Genomic DNA, 12,580 nt, shown 5'->3' with positions numbered 1-12,580 from the left:
ACTGTCCGCGTGACCCAGCCTCCTCCGAACCCGACGCCGCCGCCCGCCGGACATCCATTCGCGGGCGGCGGCTTCGCGCCGCCCGGCGGACCGGCGGTGCCCGCACAACACGTTCCTCCGGGGTACGCCGGCCCGCCCGGCTACCCGCCCCCCGGGTACGCCCCGGCGCCCGCCCCGCCTCCGGTGGCGCCGAACGGGCAGCCGCTGGCGGGCTTCGGCGACCGGCTGCTGGCCTACCTGATCGACGTCGCCGTCGCCATGGCGGTGACGCTGGTGTTGTTCATGCCGGTCTTCCTCCTGCTCATCTTCTGGATGGTCGACCAGATCGAGCAGGCCGGCCCGAACGGCCCGGACCCGGCCGACATCTGGACGGACGTGTTGCTGCCGCTGCTCGCCGCCGAGTTCGGAATCCTGCTTCTGATGCTCGCCTTCTACTGGGTCTACCACGTCGAGTACGCCCGCCGGACCGGGCAGACGCTCGGCAAGAAGGTGATGAAGCTGCGGATCGTGCCGATGCAGCCGGACGCCCCACTGACCCGGGGCATGCTCGGCAAGCGCTGGCTCGTCGAGTTCGCCGGTGGGATGTTCGTGCCGTTCCTCAGCTACCTCGACGGTTTGTGGCAACTCTGGGACAAGCCCTGGCAGCAGTGCCTACACGACAAGTTTGCCGGAACGGTCGTCGTTAAGGTTGGCCAGTGAGCGCGAGGAGTGAGCCGGGTCTGCGAGCCCCGCAGTCGCGAACAAGGACGGCATCGTGAGTTTGGAACCTGGCTGGTACGTCGACCCCGCCGACACGGAGACCCGCAGGTGGTGGGACGGCGAGGGCTGGATCGGCGCGCCGATTCCGGTCGACGTCACCCCGCCCGAGGGTCCGCCGCCCGCGGAACCCGAGCCCGCGCCGGCCGCCGCGACGCCCGCCGCCGAGCGCCCGGCCTCCGGGCCCGGCGACCGGCCCGAGGCGACCCCGACGTCCGGCACGCCGGGCGGACCGAGCCCGTGGCCCGGCCAGCCGGGTCAGGCCGGTCCCTGGCCGGGTCAGCCGGGCCAGCCCGGCCAGGTGAACCCGTGGCCGGGCCAGCCCGGGCAGCCGGGACAGGCCGGACCGGGCACGCAGGGGCCGCCGCCGGGCTGGCCGTACCCGCACTGGCCCGGCGCGCAGCCGATCCCGCGCCCGCACGGGCTGCCGCTCGCCTCCTACGGCGCCCGGCTGGTCGCGCGCCTGATCGACCTGGGCATCGTGTTCCTGCTCAACGCCGTGGTGAACGGCTGGTTCGTCTGGCGCTACATCGAGGCCGTCTCCCCGTACCTGCGCGAGTCGGTGCGCCGGGCGCTGAACGGCGACACGTCCACCGACGGGCTGCCCCAGATCGACGACCAGGCCGGCGGTCTCCAGATCGCCATCCTGGTGATCGCCACCGCGCTCTGGTACGCGTACGAGGTGCCGTCGATGGCGGCGCGCGGTCAGACCTTCGGCAAGCGGCTGATGGGCATTCGCGCGCTGCCGGTCGAGGCGGACCAGCCGCTCGGCTTCGGCCGGGCCACCCGGCGCTGGAGCACGCTCGGCCTGCCGACGCTGCTCTGGTACTGCTGCGGGCTGGGCCTGCTGCTCCAGCTCATCGACGCGATCTCGCCACTGTTCGACCATCCGCTGCGCCAGGCCCTGCACGACAAGCGGGCGCAGACGGTGGTGGTCCAGCTCCCCCGCAAGCGTGACCCCCGTACCACCCCGCCCGAGAGCGCCGACACCCCGGGAGACACCCCATGACCGACACCGGACGCCAGCAGCCCGCGCTGCGGCTGACCCGCGCCGACCTGGACGCGCTGCCCAACTACGTGCCCGGCCGCAGCCCGGCCGACCTGGCCCGCGAGCTGGGCCTGGCCGAGGCGATCAAGCTGGCCAGCAACGAGGTGCCGTACGGCCCGCTTCCGGGCGTGGTGGAGGCGGTGGCCGAGGCGGTGGCCGGTTCGCACCGCTACCCGGACATGGGCGTGGTGGCGCTGCGCCAGGCGCTCGCCGAGCGGTACGGCGTGGACGCGGACCGGATCGCCACCGGCTGCGGTTCGGTGGCGCTGGCCGAGCACCTGGTGCGCGCCACCTGCCTGCCCGGTGACGAGCTGCTCTACTCGTGGCGCTCCTTCGAGGCGTACCCGATCATCGCGGCGACCAGCGGCGCGACAAGCGTGCGGGTGCCGAACGACGCCGGCCACGGGCACGACCTGGCCGCGATGGCGGCGGCGGTGACCGACCGGACCCGGATGGTGCTGGTCTGCAACCCGAACAACCCCACCGGTACGGCGGTGCGCCGCGCCGAGCTGGACCGCTTCCTCGACGCGGTGCCGGACGACGTGCTCGTGGTGATCGACGAGGCGTACCGGGAGTTCGTCACCGACCCGGAGGTGCCGGACGGCCTGACCTACCTGGACCGGCCGAACGTGGCGGTGCTGCGCACGCTGTCCAAGGCGTGGGGCCTGGCCGGCCTGCGGATCGGCTGGCTGGTCGCGGCGCCCGAGGTGGCCGCCGCCGTGCGCAAGGTGGTCACCCCGTTCTCCACCAGCATGGCCGCCCAGGCCGGCGCGCTCGCCGCGCTCGCACAGGCCGACGAGGTGGAACGGCGCTGCGCGCTGGTCGTGGCCGAGCGGGACCGGGTCACCGAGGCGCTGCGCAAGTTCGTGCCGGACGTGCCGGACAGCCAGGCCAACTTCGTCTGGCTGCCGCTGGGCGAGCGGGCGGTGGAGTTCGGCCGGGCGTGCGAGGCGCGCGGCGTGATCGTCCGCCCGTTCCCCGGTGACGGCGTACGGGTCACCATCGGCACCCCGGCCGAGAACGACGCGTTCCTGGCCGCCGCCGAGGCCGCGCTGGCCTGACCGGGCGCGCCCGGGCCGGTCCGTCAACCCCCTACGGACCGGCCCGGGCGTCTTCGTCCGAAGACCGATCAGACAAGAGAACCCTAGGGGCTTTTGTCCGTTTTGTAACGCTCGACTCGCCGCGTCAGGTCACCGCGAACAGCACCGGCTCGGCCATCAGGAAGTACCCCTGGTCGTCGTCCTCCGCGGTGGCGCTCTCCCGCAGCCGCTCCACCGCGACGTAGCCGTCCACCGCGTACGCCCGCCCCGGCCGCCAGCCGATCCCGTCCCGTCCCAGGTCCAGCACGAAGCTCGACCGGGTCGTGCCGGTGAGCGGGTCGACGGTGACCAGTTCCCGCCGGTCGGTCAGCAGGTGCACCCGTCCCGGCTCGGTCGCGAGCACCCGGGCCGGATGGATGTCCGCCCGGCGCCACAGCTCCTCGCCGGTACGCGCCGAACGCCCGACCACCACGCCGCCGGCCGTGTCCACCGCCCGCTCGCCGTCCAGCACCGTGTCCGGGTGGTCCAGGCCGGGCGCGGCGGCCGGTTCGCCCGGGTCGGTGACCAGCCAGCCCCGGCTGCCCGCGCCGTCCGGCCCGGCGGTACGCAACCCGCGACAACCCGAGTGCCCGTCGCGGCAGCCCACCGGCGTCACGGCGAGTTGTTCCGGCGCTTCCGGCGGACGCCAGCGGGTCCGCACCACACCGGTCGCCGCGTCCCGCAACTCGACGGCGGCCGGGCCGTCGCAACGGTCCACGCCGACCAGCTCACCGCTCGCTGTCGTACCCACGTCGGACCGGCAGCCCCGGCCCACGTCGACGTGCCAGAGCCGGCGGCCGTCGGCCAGGTCGTACCCGCCGACCCCGCCCGGGCCGGCCGCCACCAGCACGGTCCGCCCGTCCGCGGTGCGCGCCACGTGCAGACCCGCCGGATCCCAGACCGTGGCGGCGAAGGTGCGTCGCGGCTCCGGCACCGACCCCGGCCGCGGGCCGTCGGCCCGCCAGGCCACCCGGCCGGTACGCGCGTCCAGCGCCACCAGCCTCCCGTCGGACCAGCGACTGACGACCGTGGTCTGCTCGGCGAGCACTCCGGCCAGCTTCGCCGGCCAGCGGCGGAAGGACCAGAACGGGGTGACCCGGTGCCGTCCGGTGACCGACTGGTCCGCGTACACCTGACGGGTGCCCGCGTAGACGCGGAGGCGGCCGTCCACGACCAGCGGCGCCACCGGCAGCCGGGCGAGGACCCCGGCGGTCGGCGCGGGCGCCTCCGGGTAGGGCTTGCGGGCCGGCGTGTCGACCTCGGCGGGTGCCAGCACCCGGACGACCACGGCGACCGACGCCGCGACGGCGAGCACCGCCACCAGCGCCACCACGGCCCGCCGCTTAGCGGCCTTCGCCATCCGTCACCTCCGCCCCGGCACCCTACCGGCCGCGTGCGGGCCGGGTACGGGGAGCGGCCGGGTCGGCTCAGGCGGCCTCGGTGGATCGGGCGGAACCGGCCGCGAGCGCCAGGTCGGCCAGGTCACGCCGGAGCGCGCCCTCGACCGCGCGGGCGGCCAGGCCGCCGAGGATCAGGGCCAGCACCCGCCCGTACGCCCGGGTCGGCACCGCCTCCTGCTCGACGGTGACCTCGGTGCAGCCGCGCCGCCGCCGCTCGACGGTGCGCAGCGTCCAGGTGATCCGGTAGTCGGCGCCGGCACCGCGCGAGCCGAGCACCAGACGGCTCGGGGCGACCGACTCGATCACCTCGAACTCCTCCGGCTCGGTGCCGCCGTCCGGCCGGACGCGGGTCTCCCGCCACACAGTGCCCGGTCCGAACCCGCCGGCGCCGAGGACCTCGACCGCGTCCACCGCCGAGAGCCAGTCGGCACGGGCCGGGAGGTCGGTGAGCAGCCGCCACAGGTCGGCGTGCTGCGCTTCGATGAATGCGGATACCGTCACCGTCGACATGGCACCTCCCGTGTCGTACACGGTACGGGGCGTGACGGGAAACGGGGAGCCTCGCTGTGACATTTCCACCGCCGGTGCCCCGATCCGGGGCACCGGGGTGTGGCACGGACGGTCAGCCGCGCAACGAGCCGCCCCGCAGCGCGGTGACGAACGCGGCCCAGCCCGGTGGGCTCACCGCCAGCGCCGGGCCGTCCGGGTCCTTCGAGTCGCGTACGCCCACCACGCCGTGCGCGGCGACCACGTTCGTCGCCACCTCGACGCAGAGGCCCTGATCGTTCGAGCGGCTGCTGGTGCGCCAGACGGCACCGGTCAACTCGGTCATGCTCGGTCCTTCCTGTTCGGCTTCCCGGGTACGCCCCGGCCCGGCACCGCGGGCGGCTCCCGGCTCGACCGGGAGCCACCGGCCGGGCGTACGTGATCCGGACCGATCAACGGCGAAGGAAACGGCCCCGGTCGCACATCTGGTGCGACCGGGGCCGTGGCAGGCCGGATGTCAGCGGGCCGGGAGGATCGTCCCGGTGACCTCGCCCAACGCGACTGTGGTGCCGTCCGGGCCGGGCGCGGTGGCGGTGATCGTCACCGTGTCGCCGTCCTCCAGGAACGTCCGCTCGCTGCCGTCGGCGAACTTGACCGGCTCGGACCCGCCCCAGGTCAGCTCCAGGAACGACCCGACCTGACCGCGCTCCGGGCCGGAGACGGTGCCGGAGGCGTAGAGGTCGCCGGTACGCAGCGACGCGCCGTTGACGGTGAGGTGCGCGAGCTGCTGCGCCGGGGTCCAGTACATGCCGGCGAACGGCGGCTCGGCTACCCGCTCGCCGTTCCACTGCACCGACAGCGTCAGGTCCAGCCCGAGGCGCGGGGTGTCGCGCAGGTAGTCCTGCACCGGCGGGTCCTGGTCGGGCGCGGGCACGAACGCGTCGGCCAGCGCCTCCAGCGGCGTCACCCAGGCCGAGACGGAGGTGGCGAACGACTTGCCGAGGAACGGCCCGAGCGGCTGGTACTCCCACGCCTGGATGTCCCGGGCCGACCAGTCGTTGACGAGCACCACGCCGAAGACGTGGTCGTCGAAGTCGGCCACCGGCACCCGCTCGCCGAGGCGGCTCGGCACGCCCACCACGAAGCCCACCTCGGCCTCGATGTCCAGCCGGACCGAGGCACCGGTGGTCGGGCCCTGCGCGCTGGCCCGCTGCCCGGTCGGGCGGATCACCGGCGTGCCGGAGACCACCACCGTGCCCGCCCGGCCGTGGTAGCCGATCGGCACGTGCTTCCAGTTCGGCAGCAGCGGCGGCTGGCCGGGCCGGAAGATCTGCCCGACGTTCGAGGCGTGGTGCTCGGAGGAGTAGAAGTCGACGTAGTCGGCCACCTCGAACGGCAGCGCCATCTCGACCTCACGCAGCGGCACCAGCAACGGCTCGACGGCCGCCCGGCGCTCCGGCTCGGTGAGCAGCTCGACGACCCGCTGCCGGACCGCCGTCCACTGCGGGCGGCCGAGCGCCATGAAGGCGTTGAGCGTCGGCCGGCCCAGCGCGCCGCCGGCCAGCACCAGACCGGCGGCCTCCGCGCCGGCCAGGTCCAGCGCGAAGTCACCGATGCGGACGCCGACGCGCGGCTCGCCCTCGCCGTGCCGGAACACGCCGTACGGCAGGTTCGTCACCCCGTACGGCGACCCCGCCACACCCGGAACCCAGCTCATGCCGTGCTTGCCGTGCTTGCCGGGCATGCCCTCACGGCCCTCGCTCCGCTCGGTGCGTTCGCTCATGCCGTGCTTGCCGGGCATGCCCTCACGGCCCTCGCTCCGCTCGGTGCGTTCGCTCATGCCGTGCTTGCCGGGCATGCCATCACGGCCCTCGCTCCGCTCGGTGCGTTCGCTCATGCCTCAAAGCCTCCGTTCACCAGCCCCAGCCGGATCAGATCGGTAAGTGGGTCGGAGATGCTGCACGAGCCGTACCCGACCCAGAGCGGGCGCTCGGCGTCGCGGTGCGCCCGGGCCGGCTCGACCACGCGTACCGGGTCGGTGGCGGCGAGCAGCTCGGCCACGGCGTCCACCTCGGCGCCACCGACGGCGGCGAGCGTCGCGCCCAGCACGTTCACGAAACCGTGGTGGTTGAAGCCGGTCTCCGGGTCGCGGTGCCGGATCGCGTGGTGCAGCCCGGCGGTGAGCTTGAACGGCAGCTTCCGGTCCCGGCAGGCGCAGATCACCGCGGCCAGCTCGACCGGGGTCGGGAACAGCTCGGCGGCGAGCCCGCCGGTGCGGAACTTGGCGGCCACCGGCAGCCCACCGGCACGCGCCTCGGCGAGCGTGTCGAGCGCGCCCATCAGCCCGAAGGTGAGCGGGATCTCCGCGTACACGGCGGTGGTGTCGAGCCGGCCGGCGAGCGTCATCAGCGCGGACAACCCCGGTTGCGGGTCCTCGCCGCGCTTGGCCACCGGCGCCTCGATCTGCCGGGCGGCCACCCCGTCGGGCGCGAGCGCGTCCAGCGCCTGCGGGAGCTGGTCCAGGCCGGTGTCGCCGACCAGCCCGATCACCAGCCCCTCGGCGGGGTCCACCAGGCCGCGCAGCGACCCGCGCTGGATCTCCGAGGCGGGCAGCAGCAGCGGACCGACCATGTCCGCGTACCAGGCGGTGCGGTGGGTGCGGTGCGCGGTCACCGCGTCGGGCAGCGGGGCGTTGCCGGGCGGGAAGACCGCGGCGTCGTCCACCAGACCGGAGAGGAGGCGGGGCACCTGCGTTGACACGAGACAAGAATGTACGGGACGCTACGAGGAACGGACAACAGCGTCCGATTATCGGACGCCACCGGCCGGAGAACGGGACATATCGGGAGGCGAAATGCCGTACTACCGCAGCGTCGGCGACGTGCCGCGCAAGCGCCACACCCAGTTCCGCCAGCCCGACGGCACGCTCTACGCGGAGGAACTGGTCGGCCAGGAGGGCTTCTCCTCCGACTCGTCGCTGCTCTACCACCGGCACGCCCCGACCGCGATCCTCGCCGCCGAGGAGTACGCCCCGCCCACAGTCACCCGCGTGCCGAACCTGCCGCTCAAGCCGCGCCACCTGCGCACACACAAGCTCGACGGCACCGGCGCGGACCCGGTGCTCGGCCGGCAGTACCTGCTCGCCAACGACGACGTACGCATCGCGTACGTGCTCGCCGACCGCCCGTCGCCGCTGTTCCGCGACGCCACCGGCGACCACTGCCTCTACCTGGAGGCCGGGTCGATGCGGGTCGAGTCGCCGTTCGGCGTGCTGGACGCGGTCGCCGGTGACTACGTCGTCATCCCCACCTCGACCATCCACCGCCTGGTGCCCACCGGCGACGAGCCGACCCGGCTGCTCGCCGTCGAGGCCGCCGGCCACATCGGGCCGCCCAAGCGCTACCTCTCCGTACGCGGGCAATTCCTGGAGCACGCGCCCTACTGCGAGCGCGACGTCCGAGGACCGGACACCCCGCTGCTCGTCGACGGCGAGGAGGTGGAGGTGCTGGTCAAGCACCGGTCTCGGGCCGCAGGACCGGGTGGCAGCGGCACAGCCTGGACGCGTCATGTCTATGCGAACCACCCGTTCGACGTGGTCGGCTGGGACGGGCACATGTACCCGTGGGCGTTCTCCATCCACGACTTCGAGCCGATCACCGGGCGGATCCACCAGCCGCCGCCGGTCCACCAGACGTTCCAGGGCCCGAACTTCGTGATCTGCTCGTTCGTGCCGCGCAAGGTGGACTACCACCCGGCCGCCATCCCGGTGCCGTACAACCACCACAACGTCGACTCCGACGAGATGCTGTTCTACACCGGCGGCAACTACGAGGCCCGGCGCGGCTCCGGCATCGAGCAGGGCTCGATCTCGCTGCACCCGTCCGGCTTCACCCACGGCCCCCAGCCGGGCGCGGCCGAGCGGTCGATCGGGGCGGAGTTCTTCGACGAGCTGGCCGTCATGGTGGACACGTTCCGGCCGCTGGACCTCTGCGACGCGGCCGCCGACTGCGAGGACGACGGCTACGCCTGGACCTGGGCGCGCAAGTCCTGACGTACGCGAGAAGGGGCCGCGCCCGGCACGGACGCGGCCCCTTCGCACGCGGTCGTCAGAACGTGGACGCGTCGATGACGAAGCGGTAGCGCACGTCGGAGGCGAGCACCCGCTCGTACGCCTCGTTGATCTTCTCCGCCGGGATGACCTCGATCTCGGCGCCCAGCCCGTGCTCGGCGCAGAAGTCGAGCATCTCCTGGGTCTCCGCGATGCCGCCGATGTTCGATCCGGCGAACGACCGGCGGGCCGGGATCAGCGAGAACGCGTGCACCGACAGCGGATCCTCGGGCGCGCCCACGTTGACCAGCGTCCCGTCCACAGCCAGCAGCCGCAGGTACGCGTCCATGTCGAGGGTCGCGCTCACCGTGTTGATGATCAGGTCGAACGAGCCTGCCAGCTCGGTGAACGTGTCCTCGTCCGCCGTGGCGTAGTAGTGGTCGGCGCCGAGCCGCAGCCCGTCCTCCTGCTTCTTCAGCGACTGCGACAGCACAGTCACCTCGGCGCCCATGGCGTGCGCCAGCTTCACCGCCATGTGGCCGAGGCCGCCCAAGCCGATCACCGCCACCCGGCGACCCGGCCCGGCGTTCCAGTGCCGCAACGGCGAGTACGTGGTGATGCCGGCGCAGAGCAGCGGCGCGGCGGCGTCCAGCTCGATGCCGTCCGGGATGCGCAGCACGAAGTCCTCGGTGACCACGATGGCCTGCGAGTAGCCGCCCTGGGTCGGCTTGCCGTCCCGGCCCACCCCGCCGTACGTGCCGGTGCTGCCCTTCAGACAGTACTGCTCCAGGCCCTTGCGGCAGTTGTCGCACTCCCGGCAGGAGTCGACGAGGCAGCCGACGCCCACCCGGTCGCCGACGGCGAACTTCGTGACAGCGGAACCGACCTCCCGCACCACGCCCGCGATCTCGTGACCCACCACGATCGGGTAGCGGGTCGGCCCCCACTCGCTGCGCGCGGTGTGGATGTCGGAGTGGCAGATGCCGGAGAACTTGATGTCGATGAGGACGTCGTCCGGTCCGAGATCGCGCCGCTCGATGGTGGTCGGGGCGAGCGGTTCGGTCGCGGACGTCGCCGCGTAGGCGTTGACGGTGAGCACTGGTTCCCGCTTCCTTCAGCCGGTGTTTCCGGTGCTCCTACCCTCTCACCGGCGAGTGAACGCGGTGAGTCCGGCCACCACCGACGCGGTGATCGCCCCGGCGAGCGGCCACGGGCCGCCGACCAGCGCGTACACGAGCAGCAGCAGCACCGCGGCGGCGGCCGCGTAGACCGGCACGGCCAGGCCGCGCGACATCGCCTCCCGCAGGCCGGGCTGCCAGGTGGCCGGGCGCCGCAGCAGCACCGCCACCCCGGCCACCGACAGCACCGCGAGCAGCCGGGACGCGCCCGGCGAGGCCGGGGCCAGGGCGGCGACCAGCACGCTCGCGACCAGGGACAATCCGGCCACCGACAGCATGAGGCGCCGGATGCCGGCGTCCACCGTCCGGGCCGGGTCGGGCCGGGCCACCGGCAGGTCGGCCAGCGCGGTCAGGTGCTCCAGCGTCTCGGCGTAGCGGCGTCGTTCCAGCCGGGCCACGCCCACATCCTGCCCCGCCTCGCCCAGCTCCGGGTCCAGCCGCAGCGCCTCCCGGTAGGCCCGCTCGGCCAGGTCGAACAGTTGCAGCCGCACCGCGACCAGGCCCAGCACCAGGTGTGCCTCCGGCTCGTCCTGGGCCAGCTCCACCCCGCGCCAGGCCGCGTCCAGCGCCGCCTGCCCGTTGCGCGACGCGGAGAGGAGGGCGGCGGCACTGCGCTGCGCGTACGCGTCGCCCGGCGCACGCGCCAGGATCTCGTCGGCGGTGGCCGCGGCGGGCTTCCAGCGTTCCAGGTCGAGCAGCGCGAACCCGCGCGCCACGAGCGCCGGCACGACCGCCTCGGGCGGGGCGGCGGGCGACGTGCCGGGTGTCTCAGCGGTGCCGTCCACGGTGGGCGTCTCGACGGCGGGCACGAGCGTCTCGACGGCGGCGAGCGCCTCGGCCGGCCGGCCTGCGGCCAGGTGCATCCGGGTCAGCATGGTCAGCGCGGGCAGGTGCCCGGGCTCGGCCGCGAGCAGCGCGGTCAGCTCGCCGATCCCCTCGTCGTAGCGCCCCAGCTCGGCGAGCAGGTGGGCGCGTTGCAGGTAACCGTCGGCGGCGGACTGGTCGGGGGCGGCGTCACTCGGCATCCCGGCGAGCGTATCCGCCCCGACCCACCGCGCGCCGAGGGTGCCCGGCGTCAGGCACTCCGGCAGGACGCGCCCGCCCGGCCGCCGCACGTGCCCAGGCTGCACCACCGGCGCAGCCCGCTCTCGTCCAGGAACAGCCATCCGCACCGCCGGTCCGGGCAGACCCGCACCGTGAACCGGGCCGGATCGGCGAGCAGCTGCGCGCCGCTGAACGCGGCGGCGTGCACCGGCAGCCGGAGCCCGGCCGCCAGGTCGGGCCACCACCTGCCGCGTCCGTCTGCCTCGCGCCGGAAGACGAGCGTACGGGCGGCGGCCTCGGCGGCCCGCGCGACGTTCTCGAAGGCAGGGCCGTCGTCCGGGTCGACCAGGCTGGCGTAGAGCGCGGCGCGGAGCGTACGGGCCTCGTCGAGCACCGCCTCCGCCGCTGCCGGGTCGCGGCGCGCGAGGTGCAGCAGGCGGTTCGTCGAGACCTCGTCCACCAGCCCGACGTGACCGGCCCAGACGGCGAGGGTGCGGTAGCCGCGCAGCCACTCGGCGCCGGGCAGCGGCGGCTCGTGCCCCCACCCGGCGAGGGTGTTGCAGAAGTCCAGGGCCGGGTGGCCGCCCACGCTCCACGGCAGGCTCTCGTCGCCGACCCGGATCTCGTGCATCGGCCGGGTGGTCCGGTCCAGCCGGTCGTCGCCCGCGAGCACCCGGCGCTGCACCTCCCGGAGGCGGGGCCCCGGCTCGACGCCGAAGTCGGCCGCGAGCAGGTCCCGGGTGGCGCGGTAGAGGCGCAACGCGTCGGCCCGCCGGTCGCCCCGGTACAGGGCGGTCATCAGGACCGCCACGAGGTGTTCCCGCGTCGGGTGCTGGGCGGCCAGCGGCATCAGGTCGGCTATCGCGCGCGTGTGCCGGCCCAGCGCGAGCTGCGCCTCGGCCCGCAGTTCCACGGCGACAAGGCGAAGTTCCTCGACCGTGCCGTGCAGCCGGTCCCGCAACTCGTCGTCCGCCGCGTCGGCGAGCAACGGCCCGCGCCAGAGGGCGAGCGCCCGGTCGAGCGACCGCACCCGCCCGGCGGGATCGGCGGTCCGCCCGGCCGCCCGGACCAGGTCGGCGAACTCGTCGACGTCGACCCGGTGCCCGTCCTCCTCCACCGCGTAGCCCTCACCCCGGGTGCTGATCAGAACCCCGTACGGGTTGAGCGAGCCCCGCAGCCGCCCGATGTACGTCTGCACCGCACTCCGGGCCGTGGCCGGCGGCCGGCCGTTCCAGAGCAGGTCGATGAGGCGATCGGTCGGCACCACCCGGCCCACGTCGAGCAGCAGCACCCCGAGCAGGCAACGCTCCTGGCGCCGGCTGCCGACGTCGACCGGCCGGCCGTCGTGGCGGGCCTCGAACGGCCCGAGCAGGCGGAACTCCATACCGAACAGGACGACCCGGTACCGGCCGGGGGTTGTCGCCCGACGGTGATCGCGTGGTGAGGGACCCGGCCGACCGGGTCCGCCCGCGCGACGCCTGCCGCTCGACACGGTGAGCCGGTGGTGAGCGGGCACGGCGATGCTCGCCGCCCGGACCAGC

The 12,580-nt window shown here is 74.3% G+C and carries 12 protein-coding genes; 4 read left to right on the top strand and 8 right to left on the bottom strand.

Features of this window, described 5'->3' with window-relative positions:
* The first annotated feature begins 9 nt into the window (after positions 1-9).
* Genes AB0C17_RS17735 through hisC form a run of 3 tightly spaced genes read left to right on the top strand, consistent with a single transcriptional unit; the run spans position 10 to position 2,865 of the window.
* Positions 10-699 (top strand): RDD family protein, encoded by a 690-nt coding sequence (locus AB0C17_RS17735; protein WP_357385555.1) that lies wholly within the window; start codon positions 10-12, stop codon positions 697-699.
* 55 nt (positions 700-754) lie between these two features.
* Complete coding sequence (locus AB0C17_RS17730) at positions 755-1,765, top strand: RDD family protein (protein WP_357385553.1); 1,011 nt, start codon at positions 755-757, stop codon at positions 1,763-1,765.
* Positions 1,762-2,865 carry a histidinol-phosphate transaminase gene (hisC, locus tag AB0C17_RS17725; RefSeq protein WP_357385551.1) on the top strand — a complete coding sequence of 368 codons (1,104 nt, stop codon included), beginning with the start codon at positions 1,762-1,764 and terminating at the stop codon, positions 2,863-2,865. The genes AB0C17_RS17730 and hisC overlap by 4 nt, the downstream gene beginning before the upstream one ends.
* A gap of 124 nt (positions 2,866-2,989) precedes the next feature.
* On the opposite strand, the gene AB0C17_RS17720 is transcribed toward hisC, so the two are convergent.
* From AB0C17_RS17720 to AB0C17_RS17700, 5 genes are all read right to left on the bottom strand, one after another.
* Positions 2,990-4,243: a PQQ-binding-like beta-propeller repeat protein gene (locus AB0C17_RS17720; RefSeq protein WP_357479380.1), complete on the bottom strand. Its 1,254-nt coding sequence runs from the start codon at positions 4,241-4,243 to the stop codon at positions 2,990-2,992.
* Positions 4,244-4,310: 67 nt separating this feature from the next.
* Entirely contained in the window at positions 4,311-4,793 is a 483-nt protein-coding gene (locus tag AB0C17_RS17715; protein ID WP_357385547.1) for an SRPBCC family protein, read from the bottom strand.
* Positions 4,794-4,905: 112 nt separating this feature from the next.
* Positions 4,906-5,115, bottom strand: a complete 210-nt coding sequence (locus AB0C17_RS17710) for a DUF397 domain-containing protein (RefSeq protein ID WP_104114857.1) — start codon at positions 5,113-5,115, stop codon at positions 4,906-4,908.
* Between the two features lie 171 nt (positions 5,116-5,286).
* Positions 5,287-6,486: a fumarylacetoacetase gene (gene fahA / locus AB0C17_RS17705; protein ID WP_357385596.1), complete on the bottom strand. Its 1,200-nt coding sequence runs from the start codon at positions 6,484-6,486 to the stop codon at positions 5,287-5,289.
* A gap of 176 nt (positions 6,487-6,662) precedes the next feature.
* Complete coding sequence (locus tag AB0C17_RS17700) at positions 6,663-7,529, bottom strand: hypothetical protein (protein WP_357385544.1); 867 nt, start codon at positions 7,527-7,529, stop codon at positions 6,663-6,665.
* 94 nt (positions 7,530-7,623) lie between these two features.
* Between AB0C17_RS17700 and AB0C17_RS17695 the strand changes: the two genes are divergently transcribed.
* Positions 7,624-8,820 carry a homogentisate 1,2-dioxygenase domain-containing protein gene (locus AB0C17_RS17695; protein ID WP_357385542.1) on the top strand — a complete coding sequence of 399 codons (1,197 nt, stop codon included), beginning with the start codon at positions 7,624-7,626 and terminating at the stop codon, positions 8,818-8,820.
* A 55-nt stretch (positions 8,821-8,875) separates the two neighbouring features.
* Here the strand turns inward: AB0C17_RS17695 and AB0C17_RS17690 are convergent, their stop codons facing one another.
* Genes AB0C17_RS17690 through AB0C17_RS17680 form a run of 3 tightly spaced genes read right to left on the bottom strand, consistent with a single transcriptional unit; the run spans position 8,876 to position 12,423 of the window.
* Complete coding sequence (locus AB0C17_RS17690; protein WP_357385540.1) at positions 8,876-9,916, bottom strand: NAD(P)-dependent alcohol dehydrogenase; 1,041 nt, start codon at positions 9,914-9,916, stop codon at positions 8,876-8,878.
* Between the two features lie 45 nt (positions 9,917-9,961).
* A complete protein-coding gene (locus AB0C17_RS17685) occupies positions 9,962-11,020 on the bottom strand; it encodes a tetratricopeptide repeat protein (protein ID WP_357385538.1) in 1,059 nt (352 codons plus the stop codon).
* Positions 11,021-11,070: 50 nt separating this feature from the next.
* The gene (locus AB0C17_RS17680; RefSeq protein WP_357385536.1) at positions 11,071-12,423 is read right to left on the bottom strand and encodes a BTAD domain-containing putative transcriptional regulator; all 1,353 of its coding nucleotides are present in this window, start codon (positions 12,421-12,423) and stop codon (positions 11,071-11,073) included.
* Positions 12,424-12,580 lie beyond the last annotated feature (157 nt).

Source organism: Micromonospora sp. NPDC048887 (assembly GCF_040649715.1).
Taxonomy (GTDB): domain Bacteria; phylum Actinomycetota; class Actinomycetes; order Mycobacteriales; family Micromonosporaceae; genus Micromonospora.
The sequence above is the reverse complement of the archived record's forward strand: the minus strand, read 5'-3'. Positions and strand labels throughout refer to the sequence as shown.